Raw genomic sequence first — 19,862 nt, 5'->3', positions numbered from 1 at the left:
ATGAACGAACTGGATTCCTCACGTATTTTGATAGACAACTTAATTGAGTTAAATGCTGAGGCTATCCTGGTAATTGATAGTACACTATCTGTACTGGCATGGAATAAAAGGTTGGAAGAATTAACAGGGCTTCCTAAATCTTTAAGTGTATCAAGAAAGGTAGATAAGGTGTTGACCCTTTGGGATCAGGAGTGTTCCAAATGTGCCATCGAGGCATTTGCAAGTAAGAATAGTGTTTGCTGTACCTTGTACACCATTGACACCCCAACCACTTCTCATACTGTTAGTCTAAGCTTTTCTCCCACCAGATTGTCAGATGAAGACGCTGCTCTTTGTATGATTATCTTAAGGGAAGTTACTCCCAAGCGTATTATTAAGAGTAAGTTTCAGCCATTGGTGGAAGAGTCTCCGTTGGCTACTTGTATTTTCAGGCCTGATGGTAACATACAATATTTCAATAAGGCTTTTTCTACGCTTTGGGGTACCAGTGAAAAGCTTACTGGACAGATCCTGAAGAGCTATAACATACTAGAGGATACACAGCTTCTTGAGCATGGTATTATGCCATTTTTGCAAAAAGGATTTGCAGGTGAGGTGTCTGAAATACCACCTACTTACTATAATCCTTTTGATTCGGAGGCAGCCAAAGCACCCACACCCATTGTAAACAGATATATCCGTGGGCACATTTATCCTGTAAAAAATGAGGTAGGACAGATTCAGGAAGTAGTAATTATTCTATCGGATATCACCTTCCAAAAACAGGCCGAGCAAATTTTAACGGAAACGCATCTTAAGTTTCAGATGCTGACCCTGGGGCTTCCCGGAGTTATTTATGAGCTAGAGGAAAAACTTGATGGCACTTCTTCATTTAAATACATCAGTCATGGTTGTGAAGAAATGTTTGGTGTTAGCCCTGAAGAAGTAAGAAACAATCCTTTATTGCTAGATAGCCTGATACACCCTGAGGATCATGCTACATTTTATGATTCTTCTAACAATGCTCGTGTGCAGTTGAAGGATTGGGAGTGGGAAGGTAGATTGCTCATTGAAGGCAAAGAGAAATGGATAGAGGGAAAGTCGAGCCCTACAAAAAAGAAAAATGGAACAGTAGTGAGATACGGTCTTCTACTGGATATTACAGATAAAAAGGAAGTAGAAAGACGATATAAGCTATCGGAAGAGAGGCTGAAATTAGCATTGCAAGGTGCAGAATTGGCACTTTGGGAATGGGAAGTTGAGGATAAGAAAACTATTTTTAATAATTCCTGGGTATCCAAGCTAGGCTACGAGCCTAACGAGCTTGAACTAACTATGACGGAATGGCTCGCGCTCATCCATCCGGAAGATGCTAAAGATGTACATCAACTGCTTCATAATCATATATCTAAGAAAACCTCATACTATGAGGCGGAGTACAGGTTTAAAACGAAGAGAGGGTCTTATCGGTGGATTTTGGATAGAGGAAGGGTTGTGCAGTGGAGTGACGACAATCAACCGGTGAAGCTTACGGGAACGTACCTGGACATCAATGATAAGAAGACCTCTGAGATTCTTGTTCAAAAGAATGAATTGCTCTTCACACAGCTTTTTGAAAACTCACCTTTGGGGATAGTTCTGCTGGATGATCAGCATTGTGTAATGCAGATGAACCAGGGTTTTAAGGATATGTTTGGCTTCTCCGAAGAGGCCATTGTTGGTAATCAGCTCAATAACATCCTGGTGCCTAAGGATTATGAAAAAGAGGCGATTGATATAAATACCTTAACTGCCAGTGGCCAGGTGGGAATGCTGGAGAGTTACAGATTACATGCTGATGGGCATACTGTTCCCGTTATCATTTATGGCGTGCCTGTTTCTTTTGAGAATAAAACCATTGGTATATACGGCATTTATGTGGATATCACGGATAGAACCAAAGCCGAGCAGGAACTACAGATAAGAAATAATGAGTTAGATAATTTTGTTTATAAGGTGTCTCATGACCTGAGGGCTCCGCTTTCATCGATACTCGGGTTGGTTAACCTGGCCAATTATGAGCAGAATGAGGATGATTTGCATCATTACATTTCTCTCATTGAAAATAGAGTGAAACAGCTGGATAGCTTCATTAATGATGTACTGAGTCATTCCAAGAATTTAAAGCTGGCGGTATCTCTGGGTGAAATTAATTTTAATCAGGTGGTTGATGATTGCTTTTCTGATTTGAATTATCTGCCCAAGGCCTCCAAGGTGAAAAAATTTATAGAGATATCATCTTATCCTTTTTACAGTGACAAATGGCGCATCAATGAAATTTTTAGAAATCTCATTTCAAATGCCATTAAATATCTGGATCCAGAAAAAGAAGAACCGTTTGTTAAGATGCACATCGCTGTAACCGATGAGATGGCCCACATCCGTTTCGAGGACAATGGCATTGGCATAGAAGAGGATACTTTGCCCAAAGTATTCGAGATGTTCTATAGAGCCACAGAATACTCGGAGGGTTCAGGAATAGGCCTTTATATTGTGAAAAATGCAGTGGAAAGGTTGGGAGGACAAATAAGAGTTCACAGTGAAATTGGCGTTGGGACTATTTTTGATATCTTAATTCCGAATGCTATTACTGAAGCAAAAAGTCGCAAAAATGAATAATAAAGGCTTATTATTGCGATATGAAAATGCTAGAGGTTAATACATCAGAGCTCGCCAAGGAGTTTATCAAGTTTCCTGTAAGATTATATAAAAAAGACCCCACATGGATCCGTCCTTTAGATAAGGATATTGACGCAGTTTTTGATCCAAAACAAAATAAAGCTTTCAGAAATGGTGAATGTATCCGCTGGATTCTGCAAGATGATAGGAGGAAAACCATTGGTAGAATTGCCGCTTTCATTAATAAAAAAACGGTAAGTAAAGGAAATGATCAACCAACCGGCGGTCTAGGATTCTTTGAATGTATTAATGATAAAGATGCTGCTTTTAAGCTTTTTGATACTGGGAAAGAGTGGTTAGAGGCTCGCGGCATGGAGGCTATGGATGGTCCCGTAAATTTCGGAGAAAGAGATAAGTGGTGGGGCCTATTGGTAGATGGTTTTGAACTTGAGCCTAACTATAACTGTAATTATAACTTTCCTTATTATCAGGAATTATTTGAGGCCTATGGCTTTCAATTATATTTTAAGCAATTCACTTTTGGTAGAAAGGTAAGAGAGCCATTCTCTCCAAGATTAATGGAAAAAGGTAGAAAGATGCTTAACGCTCCTGGCTATTCTTTCCGCCATATGGACATGAAGAAGATGGATAAGTATACTGAAGATTTCAGAACGGTATACAATAAAGCCTGGGCTCGTCATAAAGGAGTGGCACAAATGTCATCTCTGCAGGCCAAAACCATCATGAAGCAGATGAAGCCTATTATGGATGAGAAAATCGTATGGTTTGGCTATTATGAAGAGGAGCCGGTGGCATTTTACATCAATTTGCCAGAGGTAAATCAAATTTTCAAACATGTAAATGGAAAGCTTGACCTGATAGGAAAGCTTAAGTTTTTATATCATAAATGGACCAGGAGCTGCAATAAAATGCTTGGTTTGGTGTTCGGTATTACTCCTGAGCATCAAGGTAAAGGGCTCGAAGGAGCTTTGGTTTTAGCTACAGCAGAAATGGTTCAGGATAAATATCACAGGTATCCTTACCTGGAAATGAACTGGATAGGAGATTTTAACCCTAAAATGATCCGTGTGGTGGAACAAGTAGGTGGCGAAATCGTAAAAACGCATATTACCTATCGTAAGTTATTTGATGAAACCAAGCCATTTACAAGATGTCCTATGCAGTAAATTTCTGATCTCAGAATGTTAAGCTACAGGTCAAAGTTTCTGATTAAGAATCTGGCCAAAGGATTTTTTTTCTTCGTACTGCTCATTATAGGATACATTCTATTACAGAAGTATACAGATTTTGATGCCTTTCTAGATTACATAGGTCAGTGGCCCTTTTGGGTTTATATGACCTATTGCGTTTCTGAAATAGTCTTTGGCATCATTCCTCCTGAGCTATTCATGATATGGTCAATCAATAGTGGGCTCTTCGATTCGTATGTGCTTAACGTGGCTTTTCTGGCCATTATCTCATATAGCGCGGGTGTGTTTGGCTATTTCATTGGTCATAATTTTAAGAACACGCAGCTCTTTGAGAAATACTTGGCTAGCCATGTTACAAAATATCAAAAGCAGTTAAAAAGATATGGTGGTTTTTTGATCTTCGTTGGTGCCGTGACTCCTGTTCCTTTTAGCGCAGTTTGTATGCTGGTAGGGATGGCTAATTTTAAAGCCAGCAGATTTTTATTAATAGCAGCCACCAGGTTTTTAAGGTTTGCAGTTTACTCTTACCTCGTTTATCACGCCCAGATATAAGGGTTAAATTATTCATTATTACCTACCTTTGCAGCCATATTATAAATGGCTATGAATTCAGTAAAAGGAAAAGTAGGAGTATTATTGGTTAACCTGGGTACACCAGATAGCCCTTCAGTGTCAAATGTACGTTCATATCTATCTCAGTTTTTAAATGACCCGAGGGTGATTGACATTCCCTGGTTAGGAAGAAAGCTGTTGGTGAACTGTATCATTGTTCCTTTCAGAGCACCCAAATCTGCTAAGATTTATAAAGAACTTTGGACTGATCAAGGGTCTCCTCTAATATTTCATAGCGAGAAAGTAAGAGATCTTCTAAGTGACTCTTTAGGCGATGACTATGGCGTACACTTGGCTATGAGGTATAAAAACCCATCTATTCCCAGTGTGCTGGAAGAGATGAAAAAACTGAACTATAAGAAAATTATAGTGCTACCTATGTTCCCGCAGTATGCTTCAGCTTCTACAGGATCAGCTTTGCAAGAAGTGATGGATGTAGTAAGAAAGTGGTGGGTTATACCTGAAATGAAATTTATAAGCCAGTATTATGAGCACCCTAAGTTCATTGATGCCATAGTAGATAGAGCATCTAAATATAAACTGGCAGATTATGATCACATATTATTCTCCTACCATGGTTTACCCGTAAGGCAGGTTGATAAAGTCTATAATACCGGGGTGTGTGAAGGTCATGACTGTGAAAGCACCATCACAGAAGAAAATCAATATTGCTATAAAGCTACTTGCTTTGCCACTACCAGACTTATCGCTGAGAAATTAGGAATTAGCGAATCTGATTATACAGTTTGTTTCCAATCGAGATTAGATAAAAACTGGTTGGAGCCTTTCTCTGATAAGGTGGTAGAAGAATGGGGTAAAAAAGGAGCTAAAAAGCTACTTGTATTCTCACCTGCCTTTACTGCAGATTGTCTTGAAACCGTAATTGAGATTGGAGACGAGTATCAGGAAATCTTCGAGGAGCATGGTGGTGAAAAAGTACAGTTAGTAGAAAGTCTTAATGATCATCCACTATGGGTGGAGTGTTTGAAAGAACTTGTACTTGAGTAAACTTATTCTTTTATGCCGCTATAATCCTGTATAAACTGTGGGCATAGCGGCTCTCCTACATAAAACTCTTTAGGCCTTTTCTGGGTAATAGCCCATCGCTGTATCCAGCTAATGCCCCAAGAAGCAGCTACTTGGTCATCACTGCTATATGCAGGATCTGAGAGCGCTTCTTCGAGTGAGATGAAGTCATAACCTTCTTTCTCAAGGGCTGCTAACAAACCGTCAAGATATTCGGCATTAAGTAGATTATCATGAATAAGTAAGGTGTGAGCTATAGTCCTGCCAAAAAGCGTGTTTGAGGCCTTTTCGTAATACTTTACTTTTTGCATCATATATGATATGTAGCTTTGGCCTATGCTGTCTTTCATTAGTTTATCTTCCTGATCGAAGGCTTTTTTGTACGCAGCAGCATAAATCCACTCTGAGTTATCTATGGTAACGGGGGCCTCAATTAAATCATGTTGCTCAAGATAATTTTCTAAGGCCTCTACTTTTTCTTTTGTGTCTCCACGGTGTAAAAAAGGGTGTCTGAAATATTTTACCTGCTCATCAGGGCCCAGGAGTTGATTAGTTACAATCTGGCCTTTTTCAATTTCTTTAAAGAATTCTTCTGAAGTAGCTTTATTATAATCCAGGTGGCTATAAGTGTGATTTCCTAGTTCCAGGCCGTTGTCTAGCCAAAACTTAAGCATGTTCACAGATGCTGAATCTACCTGTTCATTTTTATAAACTTTGTTTTCATTGACAAAGCCAATGGCAGGTACAGCGTGAGCTACGCAAACTTTTACGATCTCCTCATTTACCCATTTTCTTAGTTGAGTTTCTTTGCCAACAGACATATCGGTAAGATCATCAATGGTAACGCACATCTTCTTTTGGGCGAAAGATGTGGCCGAACAGCAGATGAGGAAAAGTATTATAGCCTGCTTAATCATAAATGAATTACGATTAGGCTTCCACTTTATTATAAAACTCAGCTAATTTCTCTACGGTATAATCTATTTCTTCAGCAGTATTGTATTTGCTAAACGAAAATCTCACGGCACCACGGCTCGGATCTGCTTTTATGCCTGCTAGCACATGCGAACCGGTAGAAGCACCGCTGGAGCACGCACTACCACCAGAAGCAGAAATGCCATTGATATCTAAAGTGAATAGAAGCATATCATTATCCGCAGATTCTGGGAGACATACATTTAATACCGTGTATAAGCTATGATCAGGATCAGCTGAATTACCATTAAAGGAAACGCCATCTATCTTTTCTTGTAGTTTGGCTATCATTCTGTCTTTCAGTCCCTGAATATAATTTTGATGGCTTTCCATCTCATTATAAGCAATTTCCAAAGCTTTGGCTAAGCCTATAATACCGGCTACATTCTCAGTTCCGCCACGCATGTTGCGCTCCTGCGCTCCTCCATGAATGAATGGATTGATCTTCGTATTCTTATTGATATACATGAAGCCAATTCCTTTCGGACCGTGGAATTTGTGTGCAGCACCTGTTATGCAATGAATGTTCAGGTTTTTTAAGTTATGCTGATAATGCCCTACAGTCTGCACGGTGTCAGAATGAAAAATGGCTTTATGTTTTGCACATATTACACCTACTTCATCTAAATCGGTGATGTTGCCTATTTCATTATTAGCATGCATCAGAGACACTAGTGATCTTTCATTTTCAGAAAGAAGTCTCTCTAAATCTTTGAGGTCTACATGGCCTTTTTCATCTAAGGCCACGTAGCTCAATTTTATTTTTTCGCTTTTTGCCAAATTTTCAAGTGTGTTGAGCACAGCGTGATGCTCTATCTCTGAAGTAATGGCATGTTTTAACTCATAAGTATCAATAATGGAGCAGATCAAAGTGTTATCTGCTTCGGTACCTCCACTGGTAAAGAAAATCTCACCTGGGGTGGCGTTTAGAAGTTGAGCTACCTGCTTTCGCGCATATTCTATGGCTGATCTCACCTTTCTACCATGTGCATGAGTAGAAGAGGGGTTTCCAAAATCAGAAAGAAAATATGGCTTCATCGCCTCAAAAACATCAGGATCTACCGGGGTGGTAGCTGCATTATCTAAATAAACCTCCATCACACTTATGCTTGCGTAGTAATAATATCTCTTATGTCGGAAATGATTTTGTTGGCTAAATACTCAGCGGTAGATTCTGAATCTGACTCCGAATAGATTCGAATGATTGGCTCAGTATTAGACTTTCGCAAATGTACCCATTCATTTTCAAATTCTATTTTAACACCGTCGATAGTGTTTACTTTTTGATTAGCATATTTGGTTTTAATTTGCTCCAAAATGCCATCTACATCTATCTGTGGGGTTAATTCAATTTTATTTTTTGAAATATGATAGTTAGGGAACGAAGCTCTTATTCTTGATACATGCAAATCTGTTTTTGCCATATAAGTTAAGAATAATGCTATACCTACCAATGCATCTCTACCATAATGAAGCTCAGGGTAAATGATACCGCCATTACCTTCACCACCAATGATGGCGTTAGTGTTTTTCATCTCAGTCACCACATTCACTTCGCCTACAGCAGAAGCAGTATATTGTCCACCACGCTTCTCTGTTACCTTGCGAAGAGCCATGGTAGAAGATAGGTTAGAAACTGTATTTCCTTTGGTTTCAGATAGAATATAATCTGATATAGCCACCAATGTGTATTCTTCTCCGAAAGGAGTACCATCTTCTTGTATAAGAGCCAACCTGTCTACATCCGGATCTACCACTATACCCAGGTCAAACCTGCCTTTTTCCATTTCACTACATATGTGAGCGATATTTTCAGGTAAGGGCTCAGGGTTATGTGGGAAGTGCCCGGTAGGTTCGCAGTAAAATTTCTTTACATTTTGTACACCTAAGGCTTCCAATAATTTTGGTACAGCAATACCACCTGTAGAGTTAACACAGTCAATAGCTACACTGAAGTTTTTAGAGGCAATAGCATCTTTATCTACCAATGGTAAAGCCAGAATCTTCTCTATATGCTTGTCAATGTAGGTGGCATCCTGTCTGTAAGAGCCCAGGTGAAGCACCTCTGCAAACTCATAATTATCTTCATCAGCGATCTTTAGCACTTCTGCACCGTCATCAGCAGATATAAACTCCCCTTTATCGTTAAGAAGCTTTAGTGCATTCCACTGAGTAGGATTATGGCTTGCTGTAAGGATTATCCCTCCCGCGGCGCCCTCTTCAGGTACAGCTATCTCTACGGTAGGAGTAGTGGAAAGTCCCAGGTCTACCACATCTAAGCCAAGGCTTATCAATGTGTTCGTTACCAGGCCACTTACCATCTCACCAGAAATTCTGGCGTCTCTGCCTATCACAATCTTTTTGTTGCCTGATTTTTCTGAGGCCCATGACCCGAAAGCGGCTGTATATTTTACTATGTCTATAGGAGACAGTCCCTCGCCTGCTTTACCACCTATAGTTCCTCGTATTCCAGAAATTGATTTGATTAATGTCACAGTATAATTTTTTCTTTTTAATCGTTACAAATGTATGAATTTTAAAAAGTTAATACGTTCGAGATAAATAAACATTGTTCATAAAAATTATTTAAATCGAGTGACTTAAACTATTATTTTCATCTAAATTGCCGGTTATCTGTGCTAAATTTTTTATATGTTAATATACATTCTGTTTGGGCTTGGATTTGTAGTACTTATTAAAGGAGCAGATCTGCTGGTACTTGGCTCTTCTAGTATAGCCAAAAGGTTTAATGTTTCTGAGATGATTATCGGTCTCACCATTGTGTCATTTGGTACTTCTTTACCGGAATTGCTGGTAAACCTTACAGCAAGCTTTAAGGGTAGTTCTGAGATAGCTATTGGAAATATTTTTGGAAGTAACATTGCTAATATTCTCCTTATTCTAGGTGTGAGTTCCATTATAAGAGCTCTTCCTATCACAAAAAACATATATTTTTCTGAAATACCATTTTCGCTCATAGCTACACTACTTGTAGGTTTTCTGGCTAATGCTGCCTTGCTTTCAGATCACAGGGTGCTGACTTTGAGTCGGTTAGACGGCAGTATATTGCTAGTGTTTTTCTGCCTTTTTTTAGGGTATATCTATGTAGTGCATCGCTCTAATGAAACGCCACAAGATGTTACCATAAATACCAGCGAGCTGTTAAGTAAGAAGAAATCGGTGCTGTATATCTTAGGCGGCCTGGTGGGGCTATATTTTGGTGGAGAATGGGTAGTGAATGGAGCTGTGAAAATAGCCCAGGATTTTGGATTAAGTGAAACTTTTATAGGCCTTACAGTAATAGCCATTGGCACATCTTTACCTGAGCTCTTTACTTCTGCCGTGGCAGCTTACAAGAATAATACAGATATAGCTGTGGGTAACGTGGTAGGATCTAACATTTTCAACCTGCTATGGATTTTAGGAATTAGTGCTGTGGTAAGACCGTTGCCATTTGATGTGGCCAGCAATACGGATATTGTAATGATAATATTTGCCAGTGCACTGCTTCTTTTTGCGGTAGCAGTGGGCAAGGGTGCAAAAATAGTAAGATGGGAAGGAGCCCTGTTTGTACTGGTGTATTTAGGATATATCTATTACCTGGTACAGAGAGGTTAAAATTTAGACATTACTTTGTCTACTTCATTTTCTGGGTTGCCACAAGCTTCACCTTCACCTACTTTCTTTCCACAGAAGCCACAAGTAGCACCTTCTTTATTTAGGTATGGGTTCTGAGAAGCACAAGTACCTTTAAACTGCCCGTCTTTTATAAAAATAAGTCTCACAGACATAAGTATAAAAAACACCCCTATAAATCCGATTGTCAATAATAAAGTAGTACCCATGATTGTCTATTTTTGTGCAAATTTAGCCATCAGTTGCTAAACGTACACCATTAACTTTAAGTTTCTTAAATCCCAATAGTTCGCATGAAAGAAATTAAGAAAACACCAGACCTTAACAGAGCCAGTAAACTAGAAGCCTTCGATCGTCTTCTCACCATTATGGATGAGTTAAGGGAAAACTGCCCGTGGGATAAGAAACAAACATTAGAGTCATTAAGGCACCTGACCATTGAGGAAACTTATGAGCTTAGTGATGCTATTATTGAGGCCGATGTGGACGAGATAAAAAAGGAACTGGGCGACCTTATGTTACACAATGTTTTTTATGCCAGAATTGCGTCAGAAACTAAAGATTTTGATGTCTCAGACGTCCTACATAGTGTTTGTGATAAGCTGGTAGAGCGTCACCCGCATATTTATGGAGATGTAGATGCGGAAGATGAAAAAGCGGTGAAGGAAAACTGGGAGAAGATAAAGCTTAGAGAGAAAGGGAATAAGAAGAAGTCTGTTTTGGGTGGCGTGCCTAAGTCATTACCGGCATTGGTTAAAGCCATGCGAATTCAGGAGAAAGCTCGTGGAGTAGGGTTCGATTGGGATGAGCCTCAGCAGGTTTGGGATAAGGTGGAAGAAGAAATGGGTGAGTTCAGAACAGAGTTCAACCCAGAGTCAGGAAACATAGATCAGGAAAAGGCCCAGAGTGAGTTTGGTGATTTGCTTTTTTCACTTATCAACTATGCGCGTTTCATCGATATAAATCCGGAAGAAGCGCTGGAGCGAACTAATAAAAAGTTCATCAAAAGGTTTCAATTTTTAGAGACCGAGTCCGCCAAGGATGGTAAGGATATTACTGAAATGACCCTGGATGAAATGGACGAATATTGGGAAAGAGCTAAATCTTTATGAACTAGCACTATTCACTGAATTAACTGAAGGATGCAACTAATTTTATTATTAACTCCGCCATAAAATTTTGAAATTTGAGCATTTAACTTAAATTCAGGCCATTTATTTGGCTTAATGAAAGGGAAAAAGAGGTTTAAACTTCGTAATTATTTTATTGGTAAGGATATCTATATAGAATCCTGGACCCTCTATAAAAGGGTAATGCTTACCAGTCAGTTTAGTCTGATAGCCCTTTTTGTGGCAATATTTTATTTCCTTTTCGATTTTTTCCACGGCTCTATGTCCGGGTTATGGGTTTACTTGGGCCTGGGTTTTACCTCCATACTTAGTCTGATCAATAACCGCATTGGGCTTTATACACTGGCCAGACTTATACTTCTTTTTGGAGCCAATCTTACTGTTTTTGTGCTTTATGAAATGGAGCTACCCGGCACGGGGTCATACCTTTTCTTCATTATATGCATAATTGGGTCTTTTACACTTTTTGGGTATAAGGAAAGGCTAAAAGGCTATATATCTTCGGCGTTCGCACTTGCTTTATTTTTAGCGGGCTTCTATAATGAATTTGATTTTATTCCTAAAACAGATTTTCCAGTTGAAGATGTAGCCAATAACTTTTTGGTCAATTTTATAATAGCCTCCATCACCTCGATTTTTATCATTTCATTCCTACTTCGGATAAACAGAAAGTCTGAAGACAACTTAAGAAAGAATGAAAAAAGCTTGAGAGCCTTAACCGAAGAACTTACTCAAAGCAAAAATAGATTTGAGTTAGCCATTCATGGTAATAGTGCCGGCATTTGGGACTGGGACATTCTAAATGATTCTATATATATATCGCCGCTGTTAGCTGAAATGCTCGATTACCGCTATGGAGATACTATCAATCAAGCTTATAAGCAGGTGTTTGAGGCCACTATTCACCGAGATGATCAAAAGCTATTCGCTCAAAAAATGCGTTCTCACCTGAAAAACAGAACGCCCTTCAAAGTGGAGGTGCGCATGATGAAAACGCGTGGGGAATATATCTGGGTATTAGATACTGGCCAGGCAGAATGGGATGAGAACGGAAATCCTGTACGCATGGTAGGGTCAATCATAGATATAACCGAACGCAAGCGAGCCGCGGAAAAAATAAATGAGCAAAATAAAATGCTCGAAAAGACTAATGCCGAGCTGGATCGCTTTGTATATAGTACCTCTCATGATCTTAAAGCTCCACTAAGTTCTATTTTAGGGCTCATAAGAATATTTGAACTCACAGATGATGATGAGGAAAAGAAAAATTGCCTCAATATGATGCGTGAGCGGATAGATACGCTCAACGGTTTCATTGCTGATATAATTGATTACTCTAGAAACTCAAGGCTTTCTGTTGAAAAAGACTCCATTAATTTAAATCAACTGGTGTCTGACGCTATTCTTAATTTGCAATACTTTGAGCACTCTCAGGAGATAAGGATAGTAAAGGAGAATTTGGACCTTGAATTTCTGGCTGATCGTAGCAGGCTTAAAATCATAGTTAATAACATTTTGGCAAATGCCATCAAGTATCATGATATAATTAAAGATGATCCCTATGTGATTATTAAGGGTGAAATGATTGATGATCAAATTGTTATAACTATTGCTGATAATGGCCGCGGTATTAAGGAAGATCTGCAGCAGGATATCTTCAACATGTTCTTCAGAGCCAGTGAAGACTCAGAAGGGTCCGGTCTGGGGTTATATATAGCCAAGGAGATGGCCGATAAGTTAGATGGCAGTATATCAGTGCATTCAACCATGGGTGAAGGCACCGCATTCACTATTTCTATTCCCAAAATTTGATTAAACAGATTAGTAACGTGCAATTCGTTATTGCATAAAGATCATTTTATTATCTTTGCCCTCTATGGCAAATCAAGACGAAAACCTGTTAAAAAAGATAGTAGCTCATGCTAAAGAGTATGGGTTTGTTTTTCCTTCTAGTGAAATATACGATGGCTTAGGAGCCGCTTATGACTACGGTCAGAATGGTGTAGAGCTTAAAAATAATATTAAAAGCTACTGGTGGAAATCCATGGTGCAAATGAACGAGAATATTGTGGGGCTCGATGCTTCCATATTCATGCACCCTACCACCTGGAAAGCTTCAGGGCACGTAGATGCTTTTAATGATCCTATGATCGATAATAAGGATTCTAAAAAGAGGTATCGTGCTGATGTTCTGATAGAAGATCACATTGCCAAGATAGAGGGCAAAATAGATAAAGAAGTTGATAAGGCTGCCAAAAGGTTTGGAGATAGCTTTGATAAGGATCAGTTTGTAAGCACTAACCCAAGGGTGGTGAAATACAATGAAGAGATAGATTCTATCAACAGCAGAATGAAAGCCGGGATGGAGAGTGGAGATCTTAGCCAGCTGAAAACTCTTATTGAAGATCTAGGTATTGCTGATCCTGTTTCAGGATCTAAAAACTGGACTGATGTACGCCAGTTTAACCTAATGTTTGCTACTGAACTTGGCTCATTAGCCGAGGGTGCCAACAAAATATATTTAAGACCGGAAACAGCGCAGGGTATTTTTGTAAACTTTCTAAATGTGCAAAAGACCGGAAGGATGAAAATCCCATTTGGTATAGCTCAGATAGGTAAGGCTTTCAGAAATGAGATCATCGCCCGTCAGTTCATATTCCGTATGCGTGAATTTGAGCAAATGGAGATGCAGTTTTTCGTTAAGCCAGGTGATGAAATGGCATGGTACGATAACTGGAAACAAACTCGTATTAATTGGCATAAAGCCTTAGGTCTGGGAGAAGACTATTACCGTTTTCACGATCATTTGAATTTGGCTCATTATGCTAATGCCGCCTGTGATATCGAATTTAACTTCCCTATGGGCTTTAAAGAACTTGAAGGTATTCACAGCCGTACAGATTTCGACTTGAAAGCTCATGAGGAGCATTCTGGTAAGAAATTACAATTCTTTGATCCTCAGGAGAATAAGAGTTATGTGCCATATGTTATCGAAACATCAATAGGTCTTGATCGTATGTTCCTGGCTATTATGTCGGCGGCATATACTGAAGAAACTTTAGAGGACGGTAGCGAAAGAGTAGTGCTTAAAATACCTGCTCCATTAGCACCTTCGAAAGTGGCCATACTGCCATTATTGAAGAAAGATGGTTTGCCAGAGAAAGCCAGAGAAATAATAGATGAGCTAAAGTATAACTTCACTTGTCAGTATGACGAAAAAGATGCTATAGGTAAAAGATACAGAAGACAGGATGCCGTAGGTACTCCATATTGTATCACTGTAGATCATCAGACATTAGAAGATAATACTGTAACGCTTAGAGATAGAGACACTGCTAAGCAAGAGAGAATTGCCATCGCAGATTTGAAGGGAAGAGTTGAAGATTTAGTTTCCTTAACCAGTCTCCTCAAACAAGTAAAGTAATTTGAACGCAATTGTCATTGTACCAGTAGTAGTGTTACTGCTGGTACTTATATTTGGTGTATACTCCATTTCTCATGATGTATTTTCTTACATGTATGATAATGGAAAGCAGTTTGTAAAGCGCCAGGCCAGGCTCAGTGTGTCTCATGAAGAGATTTTAGGTAAATATTCTGCTTACTATAACTCTTTAGGGGTGGCAGACAGAGAAATCTTTAAAAAGAGACTGCAAAAGTTTATGTATAGCAAAACCTTTATTCCCAGAGGGTTTGCTGAGGTTACAGATGAAATGAAAGTGCTGATCTCTGCTTCTGCCATACAACTCACTTTTGGCTTACCATTCTTATACCTGGCTAACTTCAATAGAATACTTATTTATCCGGATTCCTATTATTCAAGGATTACAAAGCTGTATCATGCTGGAGAAGTTAATCCAAGAATGGGGGTAATTGTATTGTCCTGGAAAGCTTTTGTAGATGGCTATGCTGACTTAACGGATAGTTTTAATGTAGGCCTTCATGAGATGGCTCATGCCATTCACTTTGAGAATAGGATAAGGAATGAAGAGTACGATTTTCTGGATAGAAGAGCGCTTTACCAATTAGAATTGATTACAGCACGTGAGCTACCTAAAATACAAAGTGGTGAACCACACTTCTTTAGAAGCTACGCGGGCACAAACCAATATGAGTTCTTTGCTGTGGCGCTAGAATACTTCTTTGAAAATCCCGTGGGCTTCAAAGCTGCCCTGCCGGATTTGTATGATGCACTAGTACGTTTGCTAAGACAGGATTTGATGTCGCTTTATTCTTAAAATTCCGAACATATTTAGGTGTTTATAAGAAGGCAAATGGATGGAATTCACTTGAAGTTTGTAATTTGAACTTAACGTTATAGGAGAGAGGGAGTATATCTATTCAAAAGCCTGAATTATTAATTTATTAAAATGCATCCAGATAAAATAAAGAATATCATCAAGCTCAATATCCAGGATAGGTTTGAGTATACTATAAGAGAAATAGTTAAACATGAGGGGTTATGGTGCATTCAAAAAGATGATGGAATCGCGACTTATACAGATTCGGATGGGGATGAGGTCTTTCCTATTTGGCCTCACAAAGAAGCAGCGGAACTCTGCCCATTTGAGCAATTCTCCGGCGATGAATACTATCACGGCTTCGTAGACATGGACGAGCTGTGGGAATACATCCTTCCCGATTTTGATGAGAAGAACATCTTAATCGGAGTGTTTTTTGTGAAAGACCAGGATGCCATGTGCGTGCCATCAGCCGTTTTAGCCGAAGAGCTTTTGGATGAAATGGATTCTGATTGATTTTAAAAAACAATCTCAAATGACAAAACCCCTCCTTACCAGGTTTGTATACCTCGCTTTGTCAGCTGTTTTTATTTATACTGCTTATTTAATATCGTATTGCTTGATGCTTTTAGTTGGGGCAGCTCATCTCATGATGGGTTGTATATATTGGTGATTCCAATGGTTATGTTGCCAGTGGTCTTAGTTCTTGAGATTTGCCGATATATTATATTAAAAAAGGCCGCGTTAAAGCGGCCCTTTGATGATGTAACTCAGCTTATTCCTATTTAATCTTCCTCAAATAGGTACAAGTCCTTTGAATAAGATTCATTTTCACCTATGCCAAATCCCCAATAAAAGCCACTTTCTGTTGGGATAAAAAGTGATTCTTTGCCTTCTCTTGGGAAAGATAGTTTTTGATACCATGCATTATCATTTGTGTTGAAATACCATAGGCTGTTCTCGTCGGATATGCTTGATCCAACATATAGTACATCATTAACGGTTAGAAAGATGCCACCATTGATATTATCAGTATAAAAGCCTGTAAAAGATGGCAACTTGATCCATTGGTTATCTGTTGGGTCAAATTTCCAAACACCTCCTAGTTCCGTCGCTATAAATCCGAAAGAATCTGATCCAGCATAACCCCCGAGGTAGTTCATTGTCTCATTAAACCCATTAGATATTTCTTCCTTCCATGTATCAGTATTAAAATTGTAACTGATGAAATCTCCATTATTAATTATGAAATATGTGGTATTAGTTGATGCTATATAAAAGGCTCTGTAAATGGTAGAGCCATATGGATTGCTTGTTAAGGTAGTCCAATCCTTTGTTTGGGAGTTAAATACAGAAATAGTTTTATCGGATTCACTGTAATAATATCCTTTGCCACTGATGGTCCATTGAAAATCATATGAGGAGACGGATAAATCTTCTTTCAGTGGTGTTAACTCATCCCAGCTAGATGCAGAAACATTGTATTCATGAAATGTAGCAGGATAAGGTTCACCATTTAACCATCCGTCACTATGATGCAGATATAATTTGTTGTTTATATTATAAAATAAACTAGAAGACCCTGAGATGGTCAATGGATTGTTAGTCGAAATTCTTGTCCATGTGCCAGAGGTGATTACAAACTTGTTTGGAGAGTCTGTTGATTGCCCGTTATTGATAACTGTTAAAGTTACCTGCTTATCAGAAGTGTATGGGACTTTAACAGTTAGTTCTTCTGTAGAGCTGGAAATCACTTCGGCCTCTGTATCATTGAAGAACACCTTTATACTTCCTCCGTCATTAGAGAAATTACTTCCATTTATAGTGATAGTTGACCCTATATCACCTGATGCAGGTTCCACGGATGAAATATTTGACTTTATGGCATCATCCTCGGAGCATGATATGAATAGGGTTATAAGAATTGTATTTATGAATATATTAATTCCTGCTTTCATTTTGGGGTCTAGTTTATTGACTTTTATGATCTAGCCTATATAAAAGTAACCTTGGTGGAAACAAAGAATGGTGCTGAATAATTCAAGTATTAATTAGTTGCATTTTCTGGCTTATACATTTGATAGAGCATAACCTTGTCACTCTTCACAAAGAATTAACCATACAGATTTTTCATTCATCTGATTCCTACTTAAATTAATAGGATAAATATTAATTCTTCGAATTGATATATTTTAAACCTTAAACCTAAATCCGATGATTAAAAAAACACTAGCGGCCATGGCTATGGCCTCCGCTGTTTTATTGGCTAGCTGTAATGATAGCCAGGTAAAACCTTCCGAAAAATCTGATAATTCTGACCTTGACCAAATGGCGCTGGATATGACCAGCTTCCTGAAAGAAGGTAATAATCTGGAGGCGACTACAGCCTTGCTCAAAACTCAGCCTGTGGGGGTAAAACTAAGTGAGGTAATTTCTAAAGTGACTCCTAAATCCTCTGAAGTGGGAGCCAGACTTAATGAATCAGCTAACTTCTATGATGAGCAACTGAAAGGTGAGGCTCCTGAGGAGGTGGCCATTCCTGAGCTTTGGTTACATGAGCCTAATGGTGTAGCTGTGAATGCAGAAAATGTATTAGTAGCTTATCCTCCAGCTGGAGATGAGGCGGAGTGGACTAAAGTAAGAGCTTACACCCTACAGGGAGAAGTGGTTTACCTGGATGCTAAGCAGGAACCAAATGTGCCTGTGATTGTACTTGAAAAGCATGGTTTTGAAGCTTTCAAAGTGGAGGTGAGCTTTATGAATAAGAAACTGCAGGAGGCAGGTCTTCAGGAAAACCTTCCTCAAATTGATAAATCAGCAAGAACTGCTGCCAATGGTGCCGAAACTACCATTCTTGATAAAATACGTCTTAATGATGATCAGGAGCCGTGGATCAGTGGTGCTGCGGAGATATATGCCGTAACATCAGGTATTAGAAACGCCGATAAAGATGCAGAAGTGGCGGTAATTCCTATGTACTACCTGGATAAAGAGGATAAGGATTATTACCCTAACCAAATCATGCTTTTCTGGGATGATTATGCCTATCAGGCGGCTAATATTCAGTTATTCGAAAAAGATGATAATCATAACTATCAGGACTTGGTGTCCATCCTTATTTCTGAGATTAGCAAGCTGGCAGGCACCATTAGTGGCCAGCCATGGATCACAGCCGTAGGCACCATTGGTTCAGCTATAGTAGAAGCTTTACCAGATAGCTTCTGGACTAATGATGATGATTATGTGGATTCGTTTTATACTATTGAGAAAAATAAAACTTACACGAATTACTACGGAGCAGGGGGAAATGCTAAGGTGAATTTAAGGCCTTATTTTATACCTGCTAATTAAAACATTACAAAGATTTTTTAAAGGCCTTCTAATAATTAGGAGGCCTTTTTCTTTTTATAAGATTTAAATACTCAGATAAGGGGGTTTTTTGGTGCTAAATTCAATAATTAAGGTTAACTTAAGTATAACCCTTTTTCGGAGTATTTCTTTTACACTCCGCTAATCTTCCTTTAAATAATTCATAGAGAGTCGTCACTCTATGATGCAGTAGAGAAATTTTCTGTCCTTTATTTCAGCGGCAAAAATTTATTTTGAATTTATCTGCTATGTCCAAATCTTAATGGGCATTCCAGTACGTAAATAGTTAAATTTTAAACCAACGTGTTATGGAAAAAATCAATGTATATCCTAAGTACAATAAGGATAGAAGAAACTTTTTAAAGGCAGGAGGCGCAGGCCTGGCTGCTGCAGGCTTGTTGCTTTTAGGGTGCGGTGATGATGATGGTGGAGACGCAGATCCCGAAGTATTTGACTTGGGTTCTGGAGATTTAGCGGTTTTAAACTATGCTTACGCTCTGGAACAGTTGGAGGCTGATTTCTATACTAAGGTTTTCAGCTCTTTTTACGCTGGAGCTACTACTGAGGAGAAGGCTATTCTGACAGATATTTATTATCATGAGGTAATTCATAGAGACTTCTTTAAAGCTGCCATATCTGGTGTGGCGAGTGAAAGTCAGATATTACCTACGCTGGAGTTTGATTATGGTGATTTAGATTTTAATGACAGAGATTCAGTATTAGCTACTGCTAAGGCTCTGGAAGACACAGGTGTTGCCGCTTATAACGGTGCAGGAAAGCTGTTAGAAACGCCTGATTATTTACTCATTGCAGGAAAAATTGTATCAGTGGAGGCAAGGCATGCATCAGCTATACGTAGCCTTATTAATCCTGACTCTAAAGATTTTGCTGGAGACGATATTATAGATGCATCTGGTTTAGATACTTCTAAAGCACCTTCAGAAATTCTACCAATAGCAGCAGGGTTCATCACCACTAAATTTACGGCTAATAATTTGCCTTAATGGATCTCTCTACAATTTTTTCAC

Annotated in this window: 17 protein-coding genes; 12 read left to right on the top strand and 5 right to left on the bottom strand. The window is 38.9% G+C overall.

The genetic code is table 11. From position 1 onward, the window contains the following. The 4 genes from LVD16_RS02115 to hemH are packed head-to-tail and all read left to right on the top strand — an operon-like array spanning nucleotide 1 to nucleotide 5,468. Nucleotides 1–2,637, top strand: a complete 2,637-nt coding sequence (locus LVD16_RS02115) for a PAS domain-containing sensor histidine kinase (protein ID WP_233771933.1) — start codon at nucleotides 1–3, stop codon at nucleotides 2,635–2,637. A 20-nt stretch (nucleotides 2,638–2,657) separates the two neighbouring features. Continuing rightward, nucleotides 2,658–3,824 (top strand): GNAT family N-acetyltransferase, encoded by a 1,167-nt coding sequence (locus tag LVD16_RS02110; protein WP_233771932.1) that lies wholly within the window; start codon nucleotides 2,658–2,660, stop codon nucleotides 3,822–3,824. Nucleotides 3,825–3,839: 15 nt separating this feature from the next. Continuing rightward, complete coding sequence (locus tag LVD16_RS02105; protein ID WP_233771931.1) at nucleotides 3,840–4,400, top strand: YqaA family protein; 561 nt, start codon at nucleotides 3,840–3,842, stop codon at nucleotides 4,398–4,400. A 51-nt stretch (nucleotides 4,401–4,451) separates the two neighbouring features. Continuing rightward, entirely contained in the window at nucleotides 4,452–5,468 is a 1,017-nt protein-coding gene (hemH, locus tag LVD16_RS02100) for a ferrochelatase (protein WP_233771930.1), read from the top strand. 2 nt (nucleotides 5,469–5,470) lie between these two features. Here hemH and LVD16_RS02095 read toward each other — a convergent pair whose 3' ends face one another. The 3 genes from LVD16_RS02095 to glmM are packed head-to-tail and all read right to left on the bottom strand — an operon-like array spanning nucleotide 5,471 to nucleotide 8,956. Next, nucleotides 5,471–6,403: a polysaccharide deacetylase family protein gene (locus tag LVD16_RS02095; protein WP_233771929.1), complete on the bottom strand. Its 933-nt coding sequence runs from the start codon at nucleotides 6,401–6,403 to the stop codon at nucleotides 5,471–5,473. A gap of 13 nt (nucleotides 6,404–6,416) precedes the next feature. Continuing rightward, on the bottom strand, nucleotides 6,417–7,559 hold the full coding sequence (locus LVD16_RS02090; RefSeq protein ID WP_233771928.1) for a cysteine desulfurase family protein: 1,143 nt from the start codon (nucleotides 7,557–7,559) through the stop codon (nucleotides 6,417–6,419). A gap of 5 nt (nucleotides 7,560–7,564) precedes the next feature. After that, nucleotides 7,565–8,956, bottom strand: coding sequence for a phosphoglucosamine mutase (gene glmM, locus LVD16_RS02085; protein WP_233771927.1), 1,392 nt, complete (start codon nucleotides 8,954–8,956; stop codon nucleotides 7,565–7,567). Between the two features lie 157 nt (nucleotides 8,957–9,113). On the opposite strand from glmM, the gene LVD16_RS02080 reads away from it, so the two are divergent. Next, nucleotides 9,114–10,079 carry a calcium/sodium antiporter gene (locus LVD16_RS02080; protein WP_233771926.1) on the top strand — a complete coding sequence of 322 codons (966 nt, stop codon included), beginning with the start codon at nucleotides 9,114–9,116 and terminating at the stop codon, nucleotides 10,077–10,079. On the opposite strand, the gene LVD16_RS02075 is transcribed toward LVD16_RS02080, so the two are convergent. After that, on the bottom strand, nucleotides 10,076–10,306 hold the full coding sequence (locus LVD16_RS02075) for a hypothetical protein (RefSeq protein ID WP_233771925.1): 231 nt from the start codon (nucleotides 10,304–10,306) through the stop codon (nucleotides 10,076–10,078). The genes LVD16_RS02080 and LVD16_RS02075 overlap by 4 nt on opposite strands. An 84-nt stretch (nucleotides 10,307–10,390) precedes the next feature. Here LVD16_RS02075 and mazG point away from each other — a divergent pair, with 84 nt between their 5' ends. From mazG to LVD16_RS02050, 5 genes are all read left to right on the top strand, one after another. After that, nucleotides 10,391–11,209: a nucleoside triphosphate pyrophosphohydrolase gene (mazG, locus tag LVD16_RS02070; protein WP_233771924.1), complete on the top strand. Its 819-nt coding sequence runs from the start codon at nucleotides 10,391–10,393 to the stop codon at nucleotides 11,207–11,209. Nucleotides 11,210–11,323: 114 nt separating this feature from the next. Further along, nucleotides 11,324–13,039, top strand: coding sequence for a sensor histidine kinase (locus tag LVD16_RS02065; RefSeq protein WP_233771923.1), 1,716 nt, complete (start codon nucleotides 11,324–11,326; stop codon nucleotides 13,037–13,039). A 64-nt stretch (nucleotides 13,040–13,103) separates the two neighbouring features. Continuing rightward, nucleotides 13,104–14,651 (top strand): glycine--tRNA ligase, encoded by a 1,548-nt coding sequence (locus LVD16_RS02060; protein WP_233771922.1) that lies wholly within the window; start codon nucleotides 13,104–13,106, stop codon nucleotides 14,649–14,651. Nucleotide 14,652: 1 nt separating this feature from the next. Next, nucleotides 14,653–15,462, top strand: coding sequence for a zinc-dependent peptidase (locus LVD16_RS02055; RefSeq protein ID WP_233771921.1), 810 nt, complete (start codon nucleotides 14,653–14,655; stop codon nucleotides 15,460–15,462). A 132-nt stretch (nucleotides 15,463–15,594) separates the two neighbouring features. Beyond that, nucleotides 15,595–15,981, top strand: coding sequence for a DUF2750 domain-containing protein (locus LVD16_RS02050; RefSeq protein ID WP_233771920.1), 387 nt, complete (start codon nucleotides 15,595–15,597; stop codon nucleotides 15,979–15,981). Nucleotides 15,982–16,250: 269 nt separating this feature from the next. On the opposite strand, the gene LVD16_RS02045 is transcribed toward LVD16_RS02050, so the two are convergent. Beyond that, entirely contained in the window at nucleotides 16,251–17,423 is a 1,173-nt protein-coding gene (locus LVD16_RS02045; protein WP_233771919.1) for an IPT/TIG domain-containing protein, read from the bottom strand. A 256-nt stretch (nucleotides 17,424–17,679) separates the two neighbouring features. Between LVD16_RS02045 and LVD16_RS02040 the strand changes: the two genes are divergently transcribed. Together LVD16_RS02040 and LVD16_RS02035 are read left to right on the top strand one after the other, a co-directional pair. Beyond that, nucleotides 17,680–18,816 (top strand): DUF3103 family protein, encoded by a 1,137-nt coding sequence (locus tag LVD16_RS02040; protein ID WP_233771918.1) that lies wholly within the window; start codon nucleotides 17,680–17,682, stop codon nucleotides 18,814–18,816. 326 nt (nucleotides 18,817–19,142) lie between these two features. Further along, nucleotides 19,143–19,838 carry a ferritin-like domain-containing protein gene (locus LVD16_RS02035; protein WP_233771917.1) on the top strand — a complete coding sequence of 232 codons (696 nt, stop codon included), beginning with the start codon at nucleotides 19,143–19,145 and terminating at the stop codon, nucleotides 19,836–19,838. The last annotated feature ends 24 nt before the right edge of the window (nucleotides 19,839–19,862 follow it).

It is taken from the genome of Fulvivirga ligni, from assembly GCF_021389935.1.
In the GTDB taxonomy this organism is placed as follows: Bacteria; Bacteroidota; Bacteroidia; order Cytophagales; family Cyclobacteriaceae; genus Fulvivirga; species Fulvivirga ligni.
Note: the sequence above shows the minus strand (reverse complement) of the source record. Positions and strands in the feature narration are given on the sequence as shown.